29 protein-coding genes are annotated in these 23,794 nt (G+C 63.8%); 13 read left to right on the forward strand and 16 right to left on the reverse strand.

Annotated features, from left to right (window positions below):
• Window positions 1-169: 169 nt before the first annotated feature.
• The 4 genes from FXB41_RS00355 to FXB41_RS00370 all read left to right on the forward strand — a co-directional run bounded on the left by FXB41_RS00355 (window position 170) and on the right by FXB41_RS00370 (window position 2,586).
• Window positions 170-1,060, forward strand: coding sequence for an SDR family oxidoreductase (locus FXB41_RS00355; RefSeq protein ID WP_219678688.1), 891 nt, complete (start codon window positions 170-172; stop codon window positions 1,058-1,060).
• 109 nt (window positions 1,061-1,169) lie between these two features.
• Window positions 1,170-1,754 carry a phosphatase PAP2 family protein gene (locus FXB41_RS00360; protein WP_007594765.1) on the forward strand — a complete coding sequence of 195 codons (585 nt, stop codon included), beginning with the start codon at window positions 1,170-1,172 and terminating at the stop codon, window positions 1,752-1,754.
• Window positions 1,751-2,098, forward strand: a complete 348-nt coding sequence (locus FXB41_RS00365; protein WP_007594767.1) for a DUF3147 family protein — start codon at window positions 1,751-1,753, stop codon at window positions 2,096-2,098. Before FXB41_RS00360 ends, FXB41_RS00365 begins: the two co-directional genes overlap by 4 nt.
• On the forward strand, window positions 2,098-2,586 hold the full coding sequence (locus tag FXB41_RS00370) for a DUF3147 family protein (protein WP_219678618.1): 489 nt from the start codon (window positions 2,098-2,100) through the stop codon (window positions 2,584-2,586). Before FXB41_RS00365 ends, FXB41_RS00370 begins: the two co-directional genes overlap by 1 nt.
• On the opposite strand, the gene FXB41_RS00375 is transcribed toward FXB41_RS00370, so the two are convergent.
• Window positions 2,583-2,750 carry a hypothetical protein gene (locus FXB41_RS00375; protein ID WP_007594771.1) on the reverse strand — a complete coding sequence of 56 codons (168 nt, stop codon included), beginning with the start codon at window positions 2,748-2,750 and terminating at the stop codon, window positions 2,583-2,585. The genes FXB41_RS00370 and FXB41_RS00375 overlap by 4 nt on opposite strands.
• A 176-nt stretch (window positions 2,751-2,926) precedes the next feature.
• Between FXB41_RS00375 and FXB41_RS00380 the strand changes: the two genes are divergently transcribed.
• On the forward strand, window positions 2,927-3,175 hold the full coding sequence (locus FXB41_RS00380) for a hypothetical protein (RefSeq protein WP_007594773.1): 249 nt from the start codon (window positions 2,927-2,929) through the stop codon (window positions 3,173-3,175).
• Window positions 3,176-3,312: 137 nt separating this feature from the next.
• Here the strand turns inward: FXB41_RS00380 and FXB41_RS00385 are convergent, their stop codons facing one another.
• The 3 genes from FXB41_RS00385 to FXB41_RS40440 all read right to left on the reverse strand — a co-directional run bounded on the left by FXB41_RS00385 (window position 3,313) and on the right by FXB41_RS40440 (window position 4,029).
• On the reverse strand, window positions 3,313-3,519 hold the full coding sequence (locus tag FXB41_RS00385) for a hypothetical protein (protein WP_007594775.1): 207 nt from the start codon (window positions 3,517-3,519) through the stop codon (window positions 3,313-3,315).
• Between the two features lie 78 nt (window positions 3,520-3,597).
• Window positions 3,598-3,729 (reverse strand): hypothetical protein, encoded by a 132-nt coding sequence (locus FXB41_RS41405; RefSeq protein WP_007594777.1) that lies wholly within the window; start codon window positions 3,727-3,729, stop codon window positions 3,598-3,600.
• Window positions 3,730-3,834: 105 nt separating this feature from the next.
• On the reverse strand, window positions 3,835-4,029 hold the full coding sequence (locus FXB41_RS40440) for a hypothetical protein (RefSeq protein ID WP_007594779.1): 195 nt from the start codon (window positions 4,027-4,029) through the stop codon (window positions 3,835-3,837).
• Window positions 4,030-4,125: 96 nt separating this feature from the next.
• On the opposite strand from FXB41_RS40440, the gene FXB41_RS00390 reads away from it, so the two are divergent.
• The gene (locus FXB41_RS00390; protein ID WP_007594781.1) at window positions 4,126-4,638 is read left to right on the forward strand and encodes a DUF4142 domain-containing protein; all 513 of its coding nucleotides are present in this window, start codon (window positions 4,126-4,128) and stop codon (window positions 4,636-4,638) included.
• Between the two features lie 5 nt (window positions 4,639-4,643).
• On the opposite strand, the gene FXB41_RS00395 is transcribed toward FXB41_RS00390, so the two are convergent.
• The gene (locus FXB41_RS00395; protein WP_007594783.1) at window positions 4,644-4,940 is read right to left on the reverse strand and encodes a hypothetical protein; all 297 of its coding nucleotides are present in this window, start codon (window positions 4,938-4,940) and stop codon (window positions 4,644-4,646) included.
• Window positions 4,941-5,215: 275 nt separating this feature from the next.
• Here FXB41_RS00395 and FXB41_RS00400 point away from each other — a divergent pair, with 275 nt between their 5' ends.
• Complete coding sequence (locus tag FXB41_RS00400) at window positions 5,216-11,503, forward strand: HAMP domain-containing protein (protein WP_219678620.1); 6,288 nt, start codon at window positions 5,216-5,218, stop codon at window positions 11,501-11,503.
• A gap of 13 nt (window positions 11,504-11,516) precedes the next feature.
• Window positions 11,517-13,007 carry an HWE histidine kinase domain-containing protein gene (locus tag FXB41_RS00405; RefSeq protein ID WP_219678622.1) on the forward strand — a complete coding sequence of 497 codons (1,491 nt, stop codon included), beginning with the start codon at window positions 11,517-11,519 and terminating at the stop codon, window positions 13,005-13,007.
• On the opposite strand, the gene FXB41_RS00410 is transcribed toward FXB41_RS00405, so the two are convergent.
• Window positions 13,004-13,225: a hypothetical protein gene (locus FXB41_RS00410; protein WP_007594788.1), complete on the reverse strand. Its 222-nt coding sequence runs from the start codon at window positions 13,223-13,225 to the stop codon at window positions 13,004-13,006. The genes FXB41_RS00405 and FXB41_RS00410 overlap by 4 nt on opposite strands.
• Window positions 13,226-13,363: 138 nt before the next feature.
• On the opposite strand from FXB41_RS00410, the gene FXB41_RS00415 reads away from it, so the two are divergent.
• Both FXB41_RS00415 and FXB41_RS00420 read left to right on the forward strand, forming a co-directional pair.
• Window positions 13,364-13,621 (forward strand): hypothetical protein, encoded by a 258-nt coding sequence (locus tag FXB41_RS00415; protein ID WP_007594789.1) that lies wholly within the window; start codon window positions 13,364-13,366, stop codon window positions 13,619-13,621.
• A 95-nt stretch (window positions 13,622-13,716) separates the two neighbouring features.
• On the forward strand, window positions 13,717-13,965 hold the full coding sequence (locus FXB41_RS00420; RefSeq protein WP_007594791.1) for a hypothetical protein: 249 nt from the start codon (window positions 13,717-13,719) through the stop codon (window positions 13,963-13,965).
• A 129-nt stretch (window positions 13,966-14,094) separates the two neighbouring features.
• Here FXB41_RS00420 and FXB41_RS00425 read toward each other — a convergent pair whose 3' ends face one another.
• Together FXB41_RS00425 and FXB41_RS00430 are read right to left on the reverse strand one after the other, a co-directional pair.
• Window positions 14,095-14,304: a hypothetical protein gene (locus tag FXB41_RS00425; RefSeq protein WP_219678625.1), complete on the reverse strand. Its 210-nt coding sequence runs from the start codon at window positions 14,302-14,304 to the stop codon at window positions 14,095-14,097.
• Between the two features lie 18 nt (window positions 14,305-14,322).
• A complete protein-coding gene (locus FXB41_RS00430) occupies window positions 14,323-14,544 on the reverse strand; it encodes a hypothetical protein (protein WP_007594795.1) in 222 nt (73 codons plus the stop codon).
• 115 nt (window positions 14,545-14,659) lie between these two features.
• Here FXB41_RS00430 and FXB41_RS00435 point away from each other — a divergent pair, with 115 nt between their 5' ends.
• Both FXB41_RS00435 and FXB41_RS00440 read left to right on the forward strand, forming a co-directional pair.
• Window positions 14,660-14,854 (forward strand): DUF3072 domain-containing protein, encoded by a 195-nt coding sequence (locus tag FXB41_RS00435; protein ID WP_211397231.1) that lies wholly within the window; start codon window positions 14,660-14,662, stop codon window positions 14,852-14,854.
• A gap of 85 nt (window positions 14,855-14,939) precedes the next feature.
• A complete protein-coding gene (locus tag FXB41_RS00440) occupies window positions 14,940-15,257 on the forward strand; it encodes a DUF6496 domain-containing protein (protein WP_219678627.1) in 318 nt (105 codons plus the stop codon).
• 6 nt (window positions 15,258-15,263) lie between these two features.
• Here the strand turns inward: FXB41_RS00440 and FXB41_RS00445 are convergent, their stop codons facing one another.
• Window positions 15,264-15,626: a hypothetical protein gene (locus FXB41_RS00445; RefSeq protein ID WP_007594801.1), complete on the reverse strand. Its 363-nt coding sequence runs from the start codon at window positions 15,624-15,626 to the stop codon at window positions 15,264-15,266.
• A gap of 266 nt (window positions 15,627-15,892) precedes the next feature.
• Window positions 15,893-17,431 carry a Do family serine endopeptidase gene (locus FXB41_RS00450; protein ID WP_219678629.1) on the reverse strand — a complete coding sequence of 513 codons (1,539 nt, stop codon included), beginning with the start codon at window positions 17,429-17,431 and terminating at the stop codon, window positions 15,893-15,895.
• Between the two features lie 209 nt (window positions 17,432-17,640).
• Between FXB41_RS00450 and FXB41_RS00455 the strand changes: the two genes are divergently transcribed.
• The gene (locus FXB41_RS00455) at window positions 17,641-18,477 is read left to right on the forward strand and encodes a universal stress protein (protein ID WP_007594814.1); all 837 of its coding nucleotides are present in this window, start codon (window positions 17,641-17,643) and stop codon (window positions 18,475-18,477) included.
• Between the two features lie 114 nt (window positions 18,478-18,591).
• Here FXB41_RS00455 and FXB41_RS00460 read toward each other — a convergent pair whose 3' ends face one another.
• The 6 genes from FXB41_RS00460 to fba all read right to left on the reverse strand — a co-directional run bounded on the left by FXB41_RS00460 (window position 18,592) and on the right by fba (window position 23,794).
• Entirely contained in the window at window positions 18,592-18,804 is a 213-nt protein-coding gene (locus tag FXB41_RS00460) for a hypothetical protein (RefSeq protein ID WP_007594821.1), read from the reverse strand.
• Between the two features lie 225 nt (window positions 18,805-19,029).
• Window positions 19,030-19,767: a ribulose-phosphate 3-epimerase gene (gene rpe / locus FXB41_RS00465; protein WP_219678631.1), complete on the reverse strand. Its 738-nt coding sequence runs from the start codon at window positions 19,765-19,767 to the stop codon at window positions 19,030-19,032.
• A complete protein-coding gene (cbbX, locus tag FXB41_RS00470; RefSeq protein ID WP_219678632.1) occupies window positions 19,764-20,699 on the reverse strand; it encodes a CbbX protein in 936 nt (311 codons plus the stop codon). The genes rpe and cbbX overlap by 4 nt, the downstream gene beginning before the upstream one ends.
• A 98-nt stretch (window positions 20,700-20,797) precedes the next feature.
• The gene (locus FXB41_RS00475; protein WP_007594833.1) at window positions 20,798-21,205 is read right to left on the reverse strand and encodes a ribulose bisphosphate carboxylase small subunit; all 408 of its coding nucleotides are present in this window, start codon (window positions 21,203-21,205) and stop codon (window positions 20,798-20,800) included.
• Between the two features lie 11 nt (window positions 21,206-21,216).
• On the reverse strand, window positions 21,217-22,677 hold the full coding sequence (locus FXB41_RS00480) for a form I ribulose bisphosphate carboxylase large subunit (protein WP_007594836.1): 1,461 nt from the start codon (window positions 22,675-22,677) through the stop codon (window positions 21,217-21,219).
• Window positions 22,678-22,708: 31 nt separating this feature from the next.
• Entirely contained in the window at window positions 22,709-23,794 is a 1,086-nt protein-coding gene (gene fba / locus FXB41_RS00485; protein WP_007594838.1) for a class II fructose-bisphosphate aldolase, read from the reverse strand.

The raw sequence follows: 23,794 nt of genomic DNA on the forward strand, positions 1-23,794 counted from the left end.
GCCTCTCTCCGCGCATTGAGATCGCGAGATCGCGGAGATCGTCATGACACATCACGACAAGGCTTCAGTATCCCGCCGGCACGTCGTCCAAGCGGCGAGCGCAACCATCGCTGCTGCTTCGCTGGCCTCTTCGACAGCGAAAGGAGACACGTCCATGGCCGAGCAGAAAATGGCCGAGCAGAACCTGGTCGATCCCGTCACCCGCTTTCCAAAGCCGCCGTTCAAGAAGCAATCGCAGCCCTGGCCTGGCCTCGCCGGCAAGATGGAGCCGCCCCCGGATCACGGCGAGACCAGCTACAAGGGCTCCGGCCGGCTCGCCGGCCGCAAAGCGCTGATCACCGGCGGCGATTCCGGTATGGGCCGCGCCGCTGCGATAGCCTATGCACGCGAAGGCGCCGACGTCGCCATCAACTATCTACCGGCGGAAGAACCGGATGCGCAGGACGTCATCGCGCTGATCAAGAAGGAAGGGCGTATCGGTCTCGCGATTCCCGGCGACCTTAAGGATGAGGCTTTCTGCAAGAAGCTGGTCGAGCAGGCCGTCCAAGATCTCGGCGGACTCGACATCGTCGTCTGCAACGCGGCGCGGCAGCAGACACGTGCGTCCATTCTCGACGTCTCCTCGGAAGACTTCGACGCGACCATGAAGACCAACATCTACGCGCCGTTCTGGATCATCAAGGCGGCGCTGCCGCATTTAAAGCCCGGCTCGTGCATCATTGGCACGACATCGGAGCAGGCTTACGATCCCTCGCCCGATCTCTATGACTACGCGCAAACGAAGGCGGCGACGATGAATTACGTGAAGTCGCTGGCGAAGCAGTTCGCCTCGAAGGGCATCCGGGTCAATGGCGTCGCACCGGGCCCGATCTGGACCCCCCTGCAGGTCTCCGGCGGCGCCACGATGGAGAAGCTCGAAAAATTCGGCGGCATGACGCCGCTCGGCCGTCCCGGCCAGCCCGCCGAACTGGCCTCCATTTACGTGCAGCTTGCCGCAGCCGACGCGAGCTATGCGACCGGCCAGGTGTATGGGTCCGCTGGTGGATCGGGACAGCCGTAAACGGCGCTTTGGCCCGGCCCCAGGCTGATGCCGCAAGGTAGGGTCCAGGAACCTTCTTTGTCTTCGGGCTTTACAAAACTGTCACAAAGGACATCACGCTTGCAGACCGATGGCATTGGTAGAGGTCAAACCCAGCCGGATCGATACCGCGATCGCGGATACGATCGCTGATCACACCAATTCAGGCGTCGAGCACACGGCGCAGACATTGACCTGGGCCGCTGACGAGCACGTGCTGCTCGCACTGGCCGCAATAGGGTGGCTCTATACTCATATTCGGCAGCCGCAACAGCGGCCCGTGGCAAACCACGTCCTGGCCGTGTCGCTCGCGACGGCCGCCCTGCCGCATATCCTGAAATCCGTGTTCGATCAGACCAGGCCAGACCGGCTGACCATACGCGGGCACGGGCATGGAGTACCCGTCTCAGGACGAGCGCGCGACGCGTTCCCGTCCGGTCACGCGGTCCATATGGGCGCTCTTGCCTCGGCGGCGGGCTTGCTGCCGAAGACGCCGCGCCGATTGCTGCGCACGGTTGCGATCGCGCTGTCACTGACACGGATCGCAGTGCTCGCGCACTGGGCAAGCGACGTGGTCGCAGGCTTTGCGCTTGGCGCGGCCGTAGAGAGACTCTTGCGGCCATGGACACTGACGCAATCGTTCCGCAAGCAAGTCAATCGGCGGGAAAAGCCGTGACCGAATATCTCGTGCGCTTCATCGCCGGTGGCATCATCGTCTCCGCCTTTGCGATCTTGGGCGATATGCTCAAACCCAAAAGCTTTGCGGGGTTACTCGGCGCGGCACCGTCGGTCGCACTGGCGACGCTCGGCATCGCCGTCGTCCAACACGGCCCGCAATATGCTGCGGCCGAAAGCTGGACGATGATCTATGGCGCGGTCGCGCTCGGCTGCTACAGCGTCGTCGTCTGCCATCTGCTGATCAGATACCGTGTGTCCGCGCTGCCCGCGACCGTCCTCGCTGTTATCGTGTGGCTTGCGGTCGCCTTCGGCCTGCTCGCCGGCTTCGGAGGTACGGCCTGATGCCGGTCAAGCTGTCGCTCTCCGCGCTCAAGCAGACACGCTGGTACGAATACGGCATTCGTTTCCTGCTCGGTGGCCTGGCGACCGTGCTCACGGGGGTTCTGGGAGCGCGCTTCGGTGTGTCCGTCGGCGGACTTTTCCTTGCGCTTCCCGCCATCTTCTGCGCGAGCGCCACGCTGGTCGAAAGCCATGAACGCCGCACCAAGGAGAAGGCCGGCCTCAGCGGCACGCGCCGCGGGCAAGAGGCCGCCGCGCTCGACGCGGCTGGCGCCGCCTGGGGAAGCATCGGTCTCCTGGCATTCGCCGCCGTCTTTCATTTCACCGTGGCCGCGAGCGCTCCGGGCGCTTTCGCTGCCGCGTTGATAGTCTGGACCATCGTTTCGGTCTTGGCCTGGTGGCTCAGGCGCAAGCTTCGCATCGTCTCCCGCAAATCGCACCGATCAGCCCATTCGCCATCGTCAAAGGGCTCTCCCCTTGCGAAGCGCTAGCCCGCTTTGGCATGCGTTGACGGCTGCAATCTCGGCGGTTGAAGGCCCGGACTGTTGGCCCAGCGCTCGACCTGCTCGATGACCTTCTGGTGGCTGGGGCGCACCGGCTTGGGTGCCGCGCTCTCGTCGACATGTTTGCGGGGCAATGTGACTTCGCTCGTCATGAGGTCTCTCCCATTTGCCGGGAGCATACACCTGCCAAAGGGCCCTTGCATCATATAACATATTGATTTTGTTGTATTTTTTGGCTAACTTGGCGCCATAGCCGCATCTTGTGGAACCGCGGTGGAATGAGTTCGTTGAGTAAACTGCTCAACTTGCTCATTTTGGGTGATTGATCATGAACGACCTTCGCGCCGAGCGGCTCCAGGTCATGCTGTCACCGGAAGAACTGGCCGCGGTCGACGACTTCCGGTTCAAACATCGCATGCCGACGCGAGCCGCGGCTGTGCGCGAGCTCCTCAAGCTCGGCCTGGCCACCGCCGCTGTCGATGCAGGGCCTAATGTCAAATCGAGCAGGTTCGGGGTTTTCGGGCGCGGCCCGGACGGCCATACGCAACCGCATCCGCAGCGCGACGCCGAGGATTAGTCCAGCCTGATGCTCAAGCAAACGGCCCCGGCACGGGGTGCCAGGGCCGTCCTTGGAGATTGCTTCCGGATCACCGGGGGCATGACAGCCGGAAGCAATCCCTCGACTCTTTGCGTGCGAATTCGTTCCTGATGGAATTAGCCGCTCGGGGCGTCGCCGGAATCATCCGGCGCCATGCCGGAGCCGGGCGTCTTGCTGTTGTCGTTCAGTTTGGGATCGCGCGTGGCCTCACGAGAGGGCGAGCCCTTTGGCTCCGACTTGTGCACGGTCTGCGCACGCTGCTTGTCCCGCGGCTGCTGTTCACCGCGTTGATCTCTGATGATGCCTTGGTCGGAATGGGCCATGATAGCTCTCGCCTCTTTGCTGTCTCGAAGCGCTTACGCGCCGGAGCGTCGAAGGTTCCGACCCGCGAGATCAGACTGCTAACTATGCGTCGAGTGCACCGGGGCCGATGCATTTTCGTGATGCACCTGCCGCACCGTCGTCACGGTGGCGAACGCGACCGACACGCCAAAGGCGAGGATGAGCGAAAGAAGAGCCAGACGTGGAGCCATTGCAAAAACCTCCTGGAATAGGAAATCAACGCGATCGACTGTTACGAATGACCCTGCTTGCTGTCCGTGAGCAGTCTCACACGCAGATCCACGAAAACGACAGCGTTACGCGTCCTGCTTTTGAAGCCTGCGGGCCGGAACGGGCGGCACCTCGCCGTCGAGCCAATCCTGCTCGTCGGCAAGTGCCGTCCACGCATTCGCCATGCGCAGAAAACGATTGTGTGCCGGCTGCCCTTCGGCCCTCTCGGCGAGCTGGAGGCAGTTGTCGGCGTTATTCCTGAAGATCTCGGACTGTTTCATCAGTATGAATTGGGGACGGAACCGTCGCGTCGCAACCGCCCTTACCGGATCGTAACATCTGCGGAACTTTCGACCGCCGTCCGCCTTGAATATCCCATGCGGATTCTTCTCGCGATCGTTTTGGCATTCGTCAGCACGGCAGCGCTTGCCGACAGCACCGGGGAGCGAAGGCCGGGCGGCCGCACGCCGACCGCAACCGAGACCATCAGTGATCTCTACACTTTCAGCCGCTTCCAGCAGGGTCTGCTGGAGAGCACCGACCTCAAGGGCAATGCCGAGGTCAAGAACCTCGCCGCCCTGCGTGCCGAAGAAGCGGCCAGGCGCGACAAGGCCCTGAAGCCAATTCAGGAAGCGATCGGCACCGAACCGCGCGTCACCAAGACGACGCCGGCGAGCGCGAGCCTGGTCGAGCCCGAAACTTCGGACGGACCGAGTTTTGTCAGAAGCTTCTATGCAGCACAGATTCCCGAGTATGAGTCGGTAATCGACCTGCTCGAACGCTATCTCAAGGCGCCCGACAATGCCGCGCTTGCAGCGTTCGCGCGCGAGCAACTCCCGATGTTGCGCTCGCAGGTCAAGGACGCCGAGCGCACGATGGCAGACAAGTAGACCGTTCACTTGTCGCTGGGATGACTTTGCTGGCTCTCCGGCCGCACGGTGCGGTTGCTCTCCGGCATCCTGTCGCGGCCGGCATCCCCATTGTCATCCTTCCCGCCCGAACTCGACGTGCCGCTACCGCTGGGATTAGACCGGGTTGACGTACCCGTGGTTGGTGTGTCCGCACGTGGGGTGGCGGAGCTTGCGGCGGGATCGCCGGTGACAGCCCCACGGCCGCTGGGGGCCCCGCCCTGCGCGAACGCCGATCCGGCCAACAACATCACGGTCCCGATGACGGCAAATCCTGCTTTCATGTGCGCTCTCCCTCCATCTGCGGGCTAACGGCACGCCCGGCGCTCCGTTCCGGAAGGCAGATAACCAAGTCGCTGAAAACAAACGGCCGGCCCGGAAATACTGGAACTGGATGGAACCATTCCGAGGGATCGCACTTAGGTTAATCGGGCTGAGCAAAGCAGGTTCCACTTCCTGGCGCCGTGACGTTGGCGCTTGATTTCGAATTTGGCTGACGCTCTATTTTGATAATCCGCGTCTTGCCTGGGAATCGGCTGACGCCTGCGGGGGAATCAGTATGAGCGACCTCGATCCCGGATCTGCATCACGTTCCGGTCGTCGCGTTCCAAAGCCAAAAACCAACGGCATGTCGGAGCCCGATTCCCGGGCAGAATTGCTGCTCGCCCTGCAGGCCATGCGCAACGGCGATTTCTCCGTGCGCATGAGCGGCGACTATCTCGGCATCGACGGCAAGCTCGCCGACACTTTCAATGACATCATCGCCGCCAATCAGCGCATGGCGCAGCAGCTCGAGCTGGTCGGCCAGGTCGTGGGCCGCGAGGGCAAGACGCGACAGCGCGTGAAGTTTGGGCTGGCCTCCGGCTCCTGGGCCGACATGGAAGGCTCGGTCAACACGCTGATCGACGATTTGCTGTGGCCGACGCGCGAGGTGACGCGCGCGGTCGCGGCCGTGGCGCAGGGCGACCTGCTCCAGACCGTCAAGCTCGACGTCGATGGGCGTCCCCTGCGCGGCGAATTCCTGCAGTCGGCGACTATCGTCAACACCATGATCAAGCAGCTCGGCGTGTTCACCTCCGAGGTGACGCGCGTGGCGCGCGAGGTCGGCACCGAGGGCAAGCTCGGCGGCCAGGCCCAGGTACCTGAGGTGACCGGCGTCTGGAAGGATCTGACCGAGAGCGTCAACTCGATGGCGAACAACCTGACGAACCAGGTTCGCAACATCGCCGAGGTGACGATCGCGGTTGCGAACGGCGACCTCTCGAAGAAGATCACGGTCGACGTCCGCGGCGAGATCCTTCAGCTCAAGGAAGCCATCAACACGATGGTGGACCAGCTCCGCTCCTTTGCCTCGGAAGTGACGCGCGTGGCGCGCGAGGTTGGCACCGACGGCAAGCTTGGCGGGCAGGCCATCGTGCCAGGCGTCGCCGGCACCTGGAAGGATCTCACCGATAGCGTCAACGCGATGTGCGGCAACCTCACCGCACAGGTGCGCAACATCGCCAACGTCACCACCGCCGTGGCGCGCGGCGACCTGTCGCGCAAGATCACGGTCGACGTGCGCGGCGAGATCCTGGAGCTGAAGGACACCATCAACACCATGGTGGACCAGCTCAACTCGTTCGCCTCGGAAGTGACGCGCGTGGCGCGTGAGGTCGGCACCGAAGGCAAGCTCGGCGGCCAGGCCCAGGTGCCGGGCGTTGCCGGTACATGGAAGGACCTCACCGACAACGTCAACTTCATGGCGTCGAATCTCACCGCGCAGGTCCGCAACATCGCCGATGTCGCCACCGCCATTGCGAGCGGCGACCTGTCGAAGAAGATCACGGTGAACGTCTCGGGCGAAATCCTTCAATTGAAGGAAACGCTCAACACCATGGTCGACCAGCTCAACGCCTTCGCCGGCGAAGTCACGCGCGTCGCGCGCGAGGTCGGCACCGAGGGCCGGCTCGGCGGCCAAGCCAACGTGCTCGGCGTCGCCGGCACCTGGAAGGACTTGACCGAGAGCGTCAACTCGATGGCCTCGAACCTCACCGCGCAGGTCCGTAACATCGCCGAGGTGACGACCGCGGTCGCGGGCGGCGATCTGTCGAAAAAGATCACGGTCGATGTCCGCGGCGAAATCCTGGAGCTGAAAGACACCATCAACACCATGGTGGACCAGCTCAATGCCTTCGCCGGTGAAGTCACGCGCGTGGCCCGCGAGGTCGGCACCGAAGGCAAGCTCGGCGGCCAGGCCCAGGTGCGCGGCGTCGCCGGTACCTGGAAGGATCTCACCGACAGCGTCAACTCGATGGCCTCGAACCTGACCGGCCAGGTCCGCAACATCGCCGAAGTCGCGACCGCGGTCGCCAAGGGCGATTTGTCGAAGAAGATCACCGTCAACGTGTCAGGCGAAATCCTTCAGCTGAAGGAAACGCTCAACACCATGGTGGACCAGCTCAACGCCTTCGCCGGCGAGGTCACGCGCGTCGCGCGCGAAGTTGGCACCGAAGGCAAACTCGGCGGTCAGGCCGAAGTGCCCGGCGTCGCCGGCACCTGGAAGGACCTCACCGACAGCGTCAACTCGATGGCGGGCAACCTCACCGCCCAGGTCCGCAACATCGCCGAAGTCGCGACTGCGATCGCCGGCGGCGACTTGTCGCGCAAGATCACCGTGGACGTGCGCGGCGAGATCCTTCAGCTCAAGGACACGCTGAACACGATGGTCGACCAGCTCAACCGCTTCGCCGGTGAAGTGACGCGCGTCGCGCGCGAGGTCGGCACCGAAGGCCGGCTCGGCGGTCAGGCCAACGTGCCCGGCGTCGCCGGCACCTGGAAAGACCTCACCGACAGCGTCAACTCGATGGCGGGCAACCTCACTGCCCAGGTCCGCAACATCGCCGAAGTCACCACTGCCGTGGCGCGCGGCGACCTCTCGCGCAAGATCACCGTCGACGTCCGTGGTGAGATTTTGGAGCTGAAGAACACCATCAACACCATGGTGGACCAGCTCAACGGCTTCGCCGGTGAAGTGACGCGCGTCGCGCGCGAGGTCGGCACCGAAGGCAAGCTCGGCGGCCAGGCCGAAGTCCCCGGCGTTGCCGGCACCTGGAAGGATCTCACCGACAACGTCAACTTCATGGCCTCGAACCTGACGGCGCAGGTCCGCAACATCGCCGAGGTCGCGACCGCGATCGCCGGCGGCGACCTGTCGAAGAAGATCACGGTGGACGTGCGCGGCGAAATTCTGCTGCTCAAGGACACCTTGAACACCATGGTCGAGCAGCTTCGCTCCTTCGCCGCGGAAGTGACGCGCGTCGCACGTGAGGTCGGCACCGAGGGGCGGCTCGGCGGCCAGGCCGTCGTGCCCGGCGTCGGCGGCACCTGGAAGGACCTCACCGACAACGTCAACCTGCTGGCCGCGAACCTCACCACCCAGGTCCGCAACATCGCCGAAGTCACCACCGCGGTGGCGCGCGGCGACCTGTCGCGCAAGATCACCGTCGACGTGAAGGGCGAAATCCTCGAGCTCAAAAACACCATCAACACCATGGTGGACCAGCTGAATGCGTTCGCCGGCGAAGTCACGCGCGTTGCGCGCGAGGTCGGCACCGAAGGCGAACTCGGCGGCCAGGCCCAGGTGCCCGGCGTCGCCGGCACCTGGAAGGATCTCACCGACACCGTCAACTTCATGGCGGCGAACCTGACCGAGCAGGTCCGCGGTATCGTCAAGGTGGTGACCGCGGTCGCCAACGGCGACCTCAAGCAGAACCTCACCGTGAAATCGAAAGGCGAGGTCGCCGCACTCGCCGACACCATCAACAACATGACCGAGACGCTCGCGACCTTCGCCGACCAGGTGACGTCGGTGGCGCGCGAGGTCGGTGTCGAGGGCCGGCTGGGCGGTCAGGCCGACGTGCCCGGCGCCGCCGGCACCTGGAAGGATCTCACCGGCAACGTCAATTTGCTGGCGGCCAACCTCACCTCGCAGGTGCGCGCGATCGCGGAAGTGGCGACCGCCGTGACCAAGGGCGACCTGACGCGGTCGATCCAGGTCGACGCCCGCGGCGAGGTCGCGGAGCTGAAAGACAACATCAACACGATGATCACCAACCTCCGTCTCACGACGGACGTGAACACCGAGCAGGACTGGCTGAAGACCAATCTGGCGAAATTCACCAACATGCTTCAGGGCCAGCGCGACCTCACCACCGTCGGTCGCCTGCTGTTGACCGAATTGTCGCCGCTGGTGAACGCGCATACCGGCGTGATCTATCAGGTCGAGAACGAAGACAATCCGCGGCTCCTGCTGCTTGCCTCCTATGCCGGCGACGGCGTCTATCCGTATCCGCGCGTGCTGCCATTCGGCGACGGCCTGATCGGCCAATGCGCGCTCGACCGGCGCCCGCGCGTAATTGCGGACATTCCGCCCGACGTGGTGCCGATCAATTCGGCGCTGCTTCGCGTCGCGCCGAAGAACCTCGTGGTGCTGCCGGTGCTGTTCGAAGGCCAGGTCAAGGCGGTCATCGAGCTCGCCTCGCTCACCTCCTTCACGACCTCGCAGATGACCTTCCTGGAGCAGCTCACGGACTCGATCGGCATCGTGCTCAACTCGATCGAGGCGACGATGCAGACCGAAGGCCTGCTCAAGCAGTCGCAGCAGCTCGCCGGCGAGCTCCAGACCCAGCAGCGCGAATTGCAGCAGACCAACGACCAGCTCGAACAGAAGGCGCAGCAACTCGCCGAGCGCAACGTCGAAGTGGAGCGCAAGAACCAGGAGATCGAGCAGGCCCGCCGCGCCCTGGAGGAAAAGGCGACCGAACTCGCGCTGACCTCGAAGTACAAGTCCGAATTCCTGGCCAATATGAGCCACGAGCTGCGCACGCCGCTGAACTCGATCCTGATCCTCGGCCAGCAGCTCACCGACAATCCGGACGGCAATCTCACCGGCAAGCAGGTCGAATTCGCCCGCACCATCCACGGCGCCGGCACCGACCTACTCAATCTCATCAGCGACATTCTCGATCTCTCCAAGATCGAGTCCGGTACGGTGACGGTCGACGCCGAGGAAATCCTGACCGCGAACCTGCTCGAGACGGTCGGGCGGCCGTTCCGTCACGAGGCGGAGAACCGCAATTTGTCGTTCAAGATCGACGTCGATCCGAATCTCGCGCGCAGCCTCGTCACCGATTCCAAGCGCCTGCAGCAGGTTTTGAAGAACCTGCTCTCCAACGCCTTCAAGTTCACCGCCGAAGGCGAGGTGCGCCTGAAGGTCGCCGCAGCGGTCGGAGGCTGGGGCACGGATCATCCCGTGCTGAATTCGGCGCCGGCCGTGATCGCATTCGAGGTGTCCGACACCGGCATCGGCATCCCCCTGGAGAAGCAGAAGCTGATCTTCGAGGCGTTCCAGCAAGCCGATGCCGGCACCAGCCGCAAATATGGCGGCACCGGGCTTGGCCTTGCGATCAGCCGGGAGCTCGCAAGCCTGCTCGGCGGCGAGATCCACCTGCGCAGCTTGCCGGGCAAAGGCTCGTGCTTCACGCTTTACCTGCCGCTGAAATATTCCGGCCCGACGCTCGCGCCCCGCGCGACGCCCCAACAAAGCCAGCCGCCGGCGCTGCAGCCCGCTACAGCCGAACCGCAGCGCGTCATCGAGCAGCTTCCCGACGACCGGCTCAACCTCGAACCCGGCGACAGTATCCTCCTGATCGTCGAGGACGACCCGCACTACGCACGCGTGCTGGTCGACCTCGCGCGCGACAAGGGATTCAAGGTGCTGGTCGCCGCACGCGGCGCGGAGGCGCTGGAGCTAGCAAAGCAGTACCAGCCGAGGGCCGTGTCGCTCGACGTATTCCTGCCGGATATGCTCGGCTGGACCGTGTTGAGCCAGCTCAAGCACAATCCGCTGACCCGCCACATCCCCGTGCAGATCATCACGCTCGACGAGGACCGCCAGCATGCGCTGGCGCGCGGCGCCTTCTCCTTCGTCAACAAACCGACGACGACCGAGGGCGTTTCGGCCGCGCTGACGCAGATCAAGGAATATGCGCGACCGCGGCGCAAGCGGCTGCTGATCGTCGAAGACAACGAGGCCGAGCAGCTCTCGATCCGTGAGCTCCTGCACCACGACGACATCGAGATCGTGACGACCGGCACCGGCGCCGACGCGCTCTCGATGCTGCGTGAGAACCCCTGTGATTGCGTCGTGCTTGACCTGCGCCTGCCCGACATGACCGGCTTCGAGGTGCTGGACCAGATCCGCAAGGACGAGGCGCTGTCGAACGTTCCGGTCGTCGTCTTCACCGGCCGCGAGCTGTCAGCCGAGGAAGATGCGGAGCTCCACACCATGGCGCGAAGCATCGTGGTCAAGGGCGTGGAATCGCCGGAGCGCCTGCTTGACGAGACCGCGCTGTTCCTGCATCGCGTGATCACGGAGTTGCCGGTCGAGAAGCAGCGCATGCTCGAGAAGCTGAACAGTTCCGACGAAGACCTGATCGGCAAGACAGCCCTGCTCGTCGACGACGACGCCCGCAACATCTTCGCGCTGTCGAGCGTGCTGGAGCGGCGCGGCATGAAGGTGCTGACGGCCACGACCGGCAACGAGGCGGTGATCTTGGTCGAATCCAACCCGGAGATCGCCATCGTGCTGATGGACATCATGATGCCGCAGATGGATGGCTATCAGACCATCGGCGTCATTCGTGAAAATCCGACCTTCGCCCGTCTTCCGATCATCGCGTTGACGGCCAAGGCCATGAAGGGCGACCGCGAGAAATGCCTCGAGGCCGGCGCGTCCGACTACCTCGCCAAACCCGTCAACACCGATCAATTGCTGCTTGCAATCCGCATGTGGCTGCACCGCTGAGTTGGATGCCCGTATGGACCACGAAAAGGTCAACATCCTCCTCGTCGACGACCAGCCGGCCAAGCTGCTCGCCTATGAGGTGATCCTGAAGGATCTCGGCCAGAACCTCGTGATCGCCTCGTCCGGTCGCGAGGCTCTCGAGGTGCTGCTCAAGACCGAGATCGCGGTGATCCTGGTCGACGTCTGCATGCCCGAGCTCGACGGCTTCGAGCTCGCCGCGATGATCCGTGAGCACCCGCGCTTCCAGAAGACCGCAATGATTTTCATCTCGGCCATTCAAGTCAGCGACATCGACCGCCTGCGCGGCTACGAGATGGGCGCCGTCGACTACGTCCCGGTGCCGGTCGTGCCGGAGGTGCTGCGCGCGAAGGTCAAGGTGTTTGCAGAGCTCTATCGCAAGACGCGCGAACTCGAACGGCTGAACCAGGATCTCGAGGACCGCGTGCGCGCACGCACCGCCGAGCTGGAGAATTCCACTGCAAAGCTGCGCGAGAGCGAAGAGCGGCGCAGCATGGCGATCGCCGCCGGCAAGATGGGTTCCTGGGACTGGGACTGGATCACCGGCGACTGGATGTGGGACGAGGGACAGTACCGCATCTTTGGTGTTGGCCCGGAGAGCTTCGAAGTGAACCCGGCCAACGTTCAGGCGCTGTTGCATCCGGATGACGTCGATCAGTTGCGCAAGGCGATCGCCGAATTCAACAAGGGCACACGCTCCTATGAAACGGAGTTCCGCATCGTGCGGCCCGACGGCGATGTGCGCTGGTGTGTCGGCACGGCCGCCGCCACGGTTGACGATAGTGGTCGGGTGATGCGCGTCAGCGGCGTGACGGTGGACATCACCGAACGCAAGCGCGCCGAGGAACGGCAGACTCTGCTGGCGCGGGAAGTCGATCATCGCGCCAAGAATGCGCTGGCGCTGGCACAATCGATCGTGCGCCTCACCCGCGCCGACGAGGTCAAAGCCTATGTCAGCGCCGTCGAGGGACGCATCAATGCACTGGCGCGCGTGCATACGATCCTGTCACTGTCGAGCTGGCAGGGTGCCGAACTCTCGAAGCTGATCGACGAGGAGCTTGCGCCCTATTCCCTCGGCGGCCAGATCAAATTGGCGGGGTCCGAAGTTCAGTTGCTGCCGGCGACCGCCCAGACGCTGGCGCTGGCGCTGCACGAGCTTTTCACCAACTCGGCGAAGTATGGCGCGCTCTCGACGCGGACGGGACGGCTCGCAATCGGCTGGCAGGTCGAGGACGAGCTGCTCACGCTCACCTGGGAGGAATCCGGCGGCCCGCTCGTCATGACGCCGAAATCCCGCGGCTTTGGTACGCGGAGCCTGCTTGCGAGCGTCGAGTCCCAGCTCGGCGGGCAGGCGCGATTCGATTGGCGCGCCGAGGGTCTGTTGTGCCGGCTCGAGGTGCCGCTGGTCCGCAAGACCGCCGCGACGACCACGCCCGGCAACTTCGAAGCCGCGAGCTCCGCCGAATTGCAGCGCGCGTCCGGTTAACCGGAGGCCGCACTCTTCCTGCGCTGCGTCGTTTGCGGTTCGCGCGCGACCCGCCCTTCGAGCCAGGCTTCCGTTTGGGCGAGATCGCGCAGCGCCTTGGCATAGCGGCGCGCCGCGCTTCGCTCCGCGCCGCGGGGCAGTTTGCGCGCTTTGCGGAGGATGTCCGCAGCGGCGTTGCGATAAGCCAGAGAGCGATAGAGAAAGACCACCTTACCCATATCGAATGTTCCCGTGTTGCAGGGTCATTCTCGCCCACCCGGCATGAACGTCGGATGAAGCGGGCGATAACGATTCCTTCATGCGGATGGAACCGGCGCGTGTCGCAGGCGTTGCTTGCGAGATTGGGATAGAGTTCCATGCGCGCGAAGAAGTCGTCGGACCTGATCTCTCCCAGCGGGCTCGTCAAGCTGATGACGCACGCGATGATGGGCGCAGCCTTGGGACTCGCTTTCAGCCTCTTGCTCGTGCTGTCCAATCCCGGCGTCGCCAATTTGCTGAGTCACGGCGGAAGGCAGGCCGTTGTCGTTTTCGCCCTCACATTGGTGACGACGTTCGCGATCGGCGCAACACTGACCGGGGTCGTATTCATCCTCGAAGAGGACAAGCAATCTTGAAGGATGCGTGCTTTACCGGAACTTCTTTGTTCGGAACTCCTGCGACCAATGGCAGTTGGCTGCCTGCGTCAATTCAACTCAGGGAGTTCCCGCATATGAAGACCACCAAGCTCGCTCTTGCCGTGATGTTGGCAACCGGCCTCGCCGCCGCACCGTTCGCCGTGCAGGCCAAGTCGCACAAGGCAAAACACGGATCCTCGATGTCATCGTCGCAGACCACCACGGGCGCCAACACCAAGTCTTCCAAGGGTGCTGATCCCTCCGGTCAGGGCGGCTCCGGCCCCGGCTCCGACCAGGGCGGCACCATGACGAACAACAAGGGCGGCATGAGCAACACCAAGTAGGTGTTCCCCGAAATCATGAAGGCCCCGCGATCGCGGGGCCTTTTGCTTTGGTGTTCAAACGAACTTTTTCTCGGGCCGCTTCGTCGACATGCGGTATCGACGAGCCCCGCACGCGCGTTACGCCAAGGCTCAGCTACGATGGCCGCCCAGGATGTCAGGGTGGACGCCCGCAGGATCTGATTTCACCAGATGATCGAGCCGTGCCCGCTTGCGGGCGATCAAGAGCTGGGCCGCGGCGTCGTCGAGCCCCTCGCGTTGCAGCTGCCGGATCGCAGAGCCCAGTTCGAGAATCTCGGCGCGCAGCTTTAGAATCCGGTACACATCCGGGTCTTCCTCCACCGTGCGCTCCCAAAGCTCTCAGCGGCGCGCGACCACGCGCAGAGGACTACCTGCTGCCTTCGCGGAACGAAGGCGCATCCTATCGCGGACATTCGGCAGGACATCGCCGCCACCTGCAGCCTTCCATTCGCCGATCAGCAGATTGATTTTCCGGCGCAGATCCATCTGCGCCAGGGCCTTCTCTGTGCAGTCCCGATCGCGCTCGACGAGCTCGCGTACGGACACCTCGATATCGGCCATTTCCAGCCTCAAGGCGCTGATTTTACGTCGAATTTCATTAATTCTATTGTCCATGACTTGTTAGAACAAAATAAGAACATATAGTCAAGTCACGATTTCAGAAGGGAGAAGCGATATGCAGGTTCAGGGCAAATACGACGCCAAAGCTTTCCTCACCGAGCAGATGACGCGGGCGCAGGGCCTCCGGCTGAAACGGCTGAGCGAAGAGGCGTATCAACCCGCGCAATATGCGCGGGATCTGTCCTCCAGCGAGGCAGCGCGGCGCATTCAGGTGCTGGAAGCGGAGATCGAGCTGGCGGATTCGTTCTAGGCTAGGTCGCGTATCCGGGACGTTGCTTGCGCTTTCGGAACTATGCCTGTCTCGGATTGTTTTCCCAGGCCAAGGGAGAACATGCATGGCACGCAAGGCAAAGAAGCGCCGCTACTCGCGCAGCTCCGGCAGCGATGTCGAAGGCGAGATGAAGCGCTACAAGAAGGGGACCGCGAAAAGCGGACCTGGCGGTCGAGGCGGACGCGTGAAGAGCCGCAAGCAGGCGATCGCGATCGGCCTGTCGAAAGCGCGCAAGAAGGGCAAGAAGGTCCCGAAGAAAGCAGCGAAACGGAAGTCGTCCAAGAAGACGTCAAAGAAGACATCTCGGAAAACATCCAAGAAGACTTCGAAGAAGAGTTCGAAGAAAACGTCGAAGCGCAAATCTTCCAAACGGTCGCGCTGACCTCCGTCAGATCATGCTGCCCGGCATGAAGCAGCGGATCGACACACCGAACGCGGTCTTCACCGGCCACACCATGGTGCGGCCGGCCCGGTTCGGCTCGGTGATCACGGCTTCGTCCGGTACCTCGACCCATTCGCCGTCGAGCCGCACGCGATAATGTCCATTGTGCGAGTCCCAATCGGGATCGGCGACGGCAAACCCGTCCGCATCCGAGCAGCACGGACCGAGATGGCTGCGCAGGCCGTCGAACCACGGCTTGAGAGGTGAGTCCGCGTAGCGGCCGTCGTCACGCCCGAGAGCGTTTCCGCCCCACAGCACGAACGGCGCCACGAGCAGCGCAGCCGTCAGCGAGAGCTTCAATCGATCCATGTCGGCACCGATCAAATACGAATTGCCGGCCGGCTCAGCGGCGGCAAGTTCGAAGTTCCACGCTTGCAATCGTCGGCGGCTTCATTGCCGCCGAGTCCATACGAGATCCGTAATTGTGATGAACGAACACGGCTTTTTCGGACGAACCGGGTCATCCTCCCTGCCGTTAACGAGAATGTTATCGGCGGGCATCCGAAATCCTGACGGCGAACAGGAAAGGCGGCCCGTAGGCCGCCTTTTTGGAGTTGCGCCGATCGACGTTCGACTTATGCGAGCGGCACCGCCACGAACCGGGTCGCCTGCGCGCTTCTGACTTGCAGCAGCACGCTGCGCTTGCCGGACGATTTCGCCTGCGCCAGCTCCGAACGGACATCGCCGATATTGGCGACGGCCTTGCCGCCCACATTGAGGATGACGTCGCCGGTCTGGATGCCGCGTTGCGCGGCCGGCCCTTGCGGATCGACTTCGGTGACGACGACGCCCTTTTGGCCGGCGCCCTGGACGTCCCCGGCCGGAGCCAGGCTGAGGCCGAGACGCGGCGGCATGCCGGCATCTGGCTGCGACTTGCCCTCGTCGGCTCTAGCCTGTCGCTCGTTCGGCAACTCGCCGAGCGCCAGTGTCACCGTCTTGTTGTCGCCCTTGTGGACGACATCGAGCTTCACGGACGTGCCTGGCGCCAGGGTGGCGATGGTGCGGGCGAGATCGCGGGAATCCTTGATCGCGGTGCCATTGACGGCGGTGATGACGTCGCCCGCCTCGATGCCCGCCTTCGCTGCCGGGCTGCCGTCCTGCGGATTGTCGACGATCGCGCCGCGCGCCTCCTTGAGGCCGAGGCTGTCGGCGATATCCGACGTCACCGGCTGCACCTGCACGCCGAGCCAGCCGCGTGTGACCGCGCCCTTGTCCTTCAACTGTGCGACGACGAGCTTTGCGGTCGAGGCCGGAATGTCGAAGCCGATGCCGACCGAGCCGCCGGAGGGCGAGAAGATCGCAGTGTTCACGCCGATCACGTTGCCATTCATGTCGAAGGCCGGGCCGCCGGAGTTACCCTTGTTGATCGGCGCGTCGATCTGGATGAAGTCATCATAGGGACCGTTGCCGATGTCGCGGCCGCTGGCCGAGACGATGCCGGCGGTCACGGTGCCACCGAGGCCGAAGGGATTGCCGACCGCGACCACCCAGTCGCCGATACGCGGCTTCTGGTCGGAGAATTTGACGAACGGAAAATCCTTCTTTCCCTCGACTTTGATCAGCGCGAGGTCCGTCTTCGGATCGGTGCCGACCACCTTCGCGCTGTAGATCGCGCCGTCGTCCATCGTCACTTGCACCGACTCGGCGTGATCGACGACGTGGTTGTTGGTCACGGCGTAGCCGTCCGCGGAGATGAAGAAGCCGGAGCCCTCACCCGTGATCATCTGGCGGTGCTGGCGCGGCATGCCTTCCATACCACCCGGGCCGCGGAAGCCGAATTGCCGTGAGAACTGGTCGAACGGCGATGCTTCGTCCGAATCCATCCGGTTCTGTTGCAGCATCGCGCTCTTGTCGTTGTCCTGGTCGATCCTGACCCGGACCGAGATGACGGCGGGTTTGACCTTGCTGACGAGGTCGCCGAAGCCCGGCGGTGTCGCGGCGCTCTCCGCGGCCTGGGCGGGCGCAATGAAGGAGTTCGCGCTGAACGGCGAAGAGCCGGGGGCAGTCGCCAGCACGGCCAGGCCAAGCGCGGCCACGGTGCCGAGCAGCGCGAGCCGGCGCGGTCTCAGGATCTTGCGGGACGCGGTGGTGTCGGAATTGACGTGATCGTTCATGTCGATATGTCCATGTTGGGTAAGTCGCCTTGGACCCAACATGGTGGTCGCCACCTTACAGCGTCCCGTCCACGCGATTAAATCTTGGCAAAGTAGCCGGGGCCGGCGACACGGCCAAAAGTCGAGACTGCACGTTTGATGCAGCTCAACGCGGGCCCTGCGCACCGTGAAAGACTGCAGCTACCGGATGATGTCCATCGGAGGCGGTCATGTACAAAGACATTCTCGTCCACATCCCTACCGAGCGGCCGATGCGCCCGGTGATCGATGGCTCGATCTCACTCGCAGCGGGCCTCAACGCCCATCTCGACGCAGTCGCGGTTGGTTATGTGGCAACCAGTGCGGCCTACGTCATGGAGGGCGGCGCTGCGGTGGCGGCGGTGTTCGAGATGGAGCGCGAAAGCGCAGTGGAGCGGGCCGAGGCGGCGCTCGCGGTGTTCAAGAGCGAAGCGATGAACGCCGGCATTTCCTACACATGCCACCCACTCGGGGCGATGCCGGGGGATGCGGTCGGGTTGCTTGGCGAGATGGCGCGGCTGCACGATCTCAGCATCGTGCTCCAGCCGGATCCGGCGCAAGGCTCACTCGACAACGATGTGCCCCGCGAGATCCTGTTCCAGGCGGGCGGCCCGGTGCTTTTCCTGCCCTACACCTTCCATGGAGCGTTCAAGGCGAAACGGATCGGCATCTGCTGGGATGGCAGCCGCCTCGCCGCGCGCGCCATGCGCGACGCCGCACCATTCCTGGCTCGCGCCGAGGAGATCGTGATCATTGCGATCAACGAAACAGATATGGTTCCCGACGAAGTCTCGACGCGCAATCTGGCAAGGCATCTCGGCCGGCGCGGACTGTCGACCCGCACCGTCAACCTGTCGGCGGCGCGCTCCGACATTCAGCCGACCATGCTGTCGCTGGCAGCCGATGAGAACCTCGATCTTCTGGTCATGGGCGGCTACGGCCATTCGCGACTGCAGGAGCGGTTCCTCGGCGGCGTCACCCGCGCCATGCTGGAAGCCATGACCGTTCCGACGCTGATGTCGCATTAATCGAGGGACGACCAGGTCGGGCCGGTCACAAGACCTGTCGTTCGGGCCGACAACCGCGTCCTTGAGCGGTGCCGGCACCGGCAAGTTCAGGTCATCTTCGAACGAGTTGGACCGTCACGCCGCAGCGGGTCTCTCCCACGCCGTGGCCTCGACGCCGTCCTCGTCGTGTTGCGCATTGCACGCGTCGAAATGCGCCTTGAGTTCGACTTCGGCGAGATATTCGAAATGTTCGGCCTGGCCGAGCAGTTCCCAGCTCTGGAGCGGCCGGTAGGCGGCCTGCTGACGACAGAGGGACGCTAGCGCGCGGTAGCGACGTACGTTATCCATGAGACCCTCCCTCGCATTCATAGAGCTTATTGCCCTTATTTGCGTCAGGGCGATGGCGGTTGTGCAAAAGATTTGCTGCGCCCGCCGCGCGCTTGACCCGCTTCTAGGCAAACGCGTGTTGCGCCGAAAGTTCCAATCAGCGCGGACTCAATATGTCTGGTGGAAAGTGGCAGGCCCTGGCACAGCCCATTCGGGTACCGGCTCGCTCCGCCTGTATCCCATAGCCTACCGGATGAGCGCGGGCTCACCGGTCCGGATCGTCTGCGCCGCACTATGTTGCAGCTCCGGAACCCTGCCGGCTTCCGCAGCAGCGCGGATGGCGGCGATGTTGCCGGCATAGTCTGCGCTGCTCTTGCCGCGAAACACGGCGGAGCCCGCCACAAGCGTATCGGCGCCCGTCGCAGCCACGGCCGCTGCATTGTCGCGCGTGATGCCGCCGTCAACCTCGAGCCGGATGGGCCGGTCGCCGATCATGCTTCGAATACGCCCGATCTTCTCGAGCTGGGACTCCAGGAAGGACTGGCCGCCAAAACCCGGATTGACCGTCATCACCAGGACGAGATCGAGACGATCGAGCACATATTCGATCGCGCTTTCGGGAGTGGCGGGACACAGGCTGACACCGGCTTTCTTACCGAGCGCGCGGATGGCCTGGAGCGAGCGATCGAGGTGCGGACCGGCTTCGGCATGCACCGTGATGAGATCCGCGCCGGCCTTCGCGAACGCCTCGAGATAGGGATCGGCCGGCGCGATCATGAGATGCACGTCGAATATTTTCTTCGTCAGCGGCCGGATCGCCTTGATGACGTCCGCGCCATAACTGATGTTCGGAACGAAATGCCCATCCATGACGTCGCAATGAATCCAGTCGGCACCCGCAGCGTCGATCGCCGCGATCTCCTCGCCGAGGCGGGCGAAATCCGCAGCCAGGATCGACGGCGCGATGAGGATTTCTCTGGTCATGGCTTCGCACTCCCCTGCGCGTCCGCAACGCCGCTAAACACGCGGCTCGCCAGGACGTCCATGGCATCGATCGTTTGGAGGTCGGCGATCTCGAGCATGCGATCGAGATCGGATACCAGGCGATCGGCCTGCCGCAGGCGGATGCGGTCGACGGCGTTGCGGATCGAGCGCGCATTGGAGAAGAACGGTTGGGTCCGACGCAGCGCGATGTATTTCTCGAACGCCTCACGCGCCGCCGCCGAGAGGCGATAGCCGCGCTCTTTCAGCATCAATTCGGCAATGACCAGAAGCTCGGCTTCCGCATAGTCCGGAAAGTCGACGTGATGGGCGATGCGCGAGCGGAAGCCGGGATTGGAGGCGAAGAAGCTGGTCATTCGCTCGCCATAGCCGGCAAGGATGACGACGAGGTCCTCACGCTGGTTCTCCATCACCTGGAGCAGAATCTCGATCGCCTCCTGGCCGTAGTCGCGCTCGTTGTCGGGACGGTGCAGATAATAGGCTTCGTCGATGAACAGCACGCCGCCCATCGCCTTCTTCAGGATCTCCTTGGTCTTCGGCGCGGTGTGGCCGATATACTGGCCGACGAGATCGTCGCGCGTCACCGAGATCACCTGCCCGCGCCGCACGAAGCCGAGGCCGTGCAGGATCTTTGCCATGCGCAACGCGACGGTCGTCTTGCCGGTGCCGGGATTGCCGGTGAACGACATGTGCAGCGTCGGCGGCGACGAAGCCAGTCCCGCACGCTGCCGGATACGTTCGATCAGCAAGAGCGACGCGATCTGGCGCACGCGGTTCTTCACCGGCTTCAATCCGATCAGCTCCTGCTCGAGCTGCTGCAACGTGCCGGTGATTCCAGCCTCTTCGGCCTCCTTGCGGAGATCGAAACTGGTCTCGCCGGGCTCAGTGGTCATTGCGTGGGGAACATCCAGCATCGGCACCTCGAAGAAAAGGGCTTCGCCGCGGGGGAGCGGCGAAGCAGTGATCCGCCAAGGAAACGGAGCAGGGAGTGCTCCGCGCGGAGGAGAATGAGTTAGGTTGGCGCGTGCGCGGGCTGCCGACGCACGGTGGTGTAGCGGATCGCGCGTCCACCCACCTCCTGCCGCACCAGCTCGAACTCGGCCTCCTGCGGCGGGCGGTTGACGATGAACGAGATCCGCACCGACTCCCAGCCATGGCTGGAGTCGAAGCCGCTGAGGCGGATGTAGCGGTCGCCATACACTCTGCGGCATTCGGCGAGCTCCATCATCACGCCGGCGGCGTCCTGGAGATCGAACATTGGCAGGCCCCACATCTCCCAATAGGTGTTGCGGGGATGCGGATCGTCGGTGAACTCGATGTTCACCGCCCAACCGTTGGTCAGGCAATACTGCACCTGCTTGGTGATCTGGTCGTCGGTCAGATCTGGAAGGAACGAGAAGCAGCCTTGGGTCAGCTTCATGTCAAGTCTCCTCAAACGGTTTCGAGCGCGGTCGGCACGAAGTCCGGCGTGTCGGTGGATTCATAGTTGAAGGTCACGTCCTTCCAGACCTCGAGCGCAGCTTTCAGCGGCGTGCAGGTCTCGGCCGCCCTGGCCAGGATCTCCGGACCTTCGTGGACGTAGTCGCGCCCCTCGTTGCGGGCGAGGATCATCGCCTCCAGCGCCACGCGGTTGGCGATCGCGCCGGCCGCGATGCCCATGGGATGGCCGATGGTGCCGCCGCCGAACTGCAGCACGACGTCCTCGCCGAGCAGGTCGAGCAGCTGGTGCATCTGGCCGGCATGGATGCCGCCGGAGGCGACCGGCATCATCTTGTTCAGGCTCGCCCAGGACTGGTCGAAGAACAGGCCGTGTTCGAGTTTGGTCGGGTTGAAGTCCTCGCGGCAAACATCATAATAGCCGCGCGTGGTGTTCGGATCACCTTCGAGCTTGCCGACCACCGTGCCGGCATGGATGTGGTCGACGCCGGCAAGCCGCATCCACTTGGCGATGACACGGAACGACACACCGTGGCTCTTCTGCCGCGTGTAGGTCGAGTGACCGGCGCGATGCAGATGCAGGATCATGTCGTTGCGACGCGCCCATTTCGCCATCGACTGGATCGCGGTGTAGCCGATCACGAGGTCGATCATGACGATGCACGACCCGAGCTCCTTCGCGAACTCGGCGCGCTCGTACATGTCCTCCATCGTTCCCGCGGTGATGTTCAGGTAGGTGCCCTTCGCCTCGCCGGAGGCCGCCTGCGCGCGGTTCACCGCCTCCATGCAATAGAGGAAGCGGTCGCGCCAGTGCATGAACGGCTGCGAGTTGATGTTCTCGTCATCCTTGGTGAAGTCGAGCCCGCCCTTCAGCGCCTCGTAGACCACGCGGCCGTAATTGCGGCCCGAAAGCCCGAGCTTGGGCTTGACGGTGGCGCCGAGCAGCGGCCTGCCGAACTTGTCGAGCCGCTCGCGCTCGACCACGATGCCGGTTGCCGGTCCCTGGAACGTCTTCACATAAGCGACGGGAAAGCGCATGTCTTCCAGACGCAGCGCTTTCAACGGCTTGAAGCCGAATACGTTGCCGATGATCGAGGCCGAGAGGTTGGCGATCGAGCCCGGCTCGAACAGGTCGAGGTCATAGGCGATGTAGGCGAAATACGAGCCCGGCGTGCCCGGCACCGGATCGACGCGATAGCATTTTGCGCGATACTTCTCCGCGGCGGTCAGGCGATCGGTCCACACCACCGTCCAGGTCGCCGTCGAGGATTCGCCGGCGACAGCGGCCGACGCCTCGATCGGATCGACGCCCTCTTGCGGCGTGACGCGGAACAGCGCGATGACATCGGTGTCCTTTGGCACATAGTCAGGCTCCCAATAGCCCATGCGCTTGTATTCCATCACCCCCGATCGATATCTTTCCTTGCCGCGGACGGTTCCTGCGTGTGCGTTCATGGCTCTCTCCTGCTCTTCTCTCTCTGAATGATTAGGCTGCGACAGGCTCGCGGGCGTCGACGCTCGGATCGAGTTCTCCGGCGCGGTAGCGCCGCGCCATCTCGCTCAAGGGAACGACCTTGATCCGGCTGGCGTGTCCTGCGGTCCCGAACTGCTCGAAGCGCTCGCGGCAGAGCTCGCGCATCGCATCCATCGCGGGCTTGAGGAATTTGCGTGGATCGAACTCCGAGCGCGTTTGCGCCGCAACTTTGCGGAACACCGCGGTCATCGCCAGTCGGCAGTCGGTATCGATATTGACCTTGCGCACGCCGCTCTTGATGCCGCGGACGATCTCCTCGACCGGCACGCCCCAGGTCTGCGGCATCTCGCCCCCGAACTGGTTGAACATGTCCTGGAGCGGCTGCGGCACCGAGGAAGAGCCGTGCATCACGAGATGCGTGTTCGGCAGCCGGCGATGAATCTCCTCGACCACCCGCATGGCCAGAATGTCGCCGTCCGGCTTGCGGCTGAACTTGTAGGCGCCGTGCGAGGTGCCCATCGCGATCGCGAGCGCATCGACCTTGGTGGCGCGGACGAAGTCGACCGCCTGGTCGGGATCCGTCAGCAACTGATCATGGCTGACCGTGCCTTCGACGCCGTGGCCATCCTCCTGCTCGCCGCCGCCATGCTCGAGCGAGCCGAGCACGCCGAGTTCGCCTTCAACGGAAGCGCCGACCCAATGCGCGAGATCGACGACGCGGCTGGTGATCGCAACATTGTAGGCGTAATCGGCCGCGGTCTTGGCGTCGGCCTTGAGCGAGCCGTCCATCATCACCGAGGTGAAGCCATGCGCGATGGCGGAGGCGCAGGTCGCCTCGTCATTACCGTGGTCCTGGTGCATGCAGAGCGGGATGTCCGGATAGGTCCGCTCCAGCGCGTCGATCATGTGCGAGAGCATGAGGTCGCCGGCATAGCTGCGCGCGCCGCGCGAAGCCTGGATGATGACGGGCGCATCGACCTCGGCCGCCGCCTGCATGATCGCGATACCCTGCTCCATGTTATTGATGTTGAACGCCGGCACCGCGTAACCGTGACTGGCGGCGTGGTCGAGCAGTTGGCGAAGGGTGATACGGGCCAC

Source organism: Bradyrhizobium canariense, assembly GCF_019402665.1.
Taxonomy (GTDB): Bacteria; Pseudomonadota; Alphaproteobacteria; order Rhizobiales; family Xanthobacteraceae; genus Bradyrhizobium; species Bradyrhizobium canariense.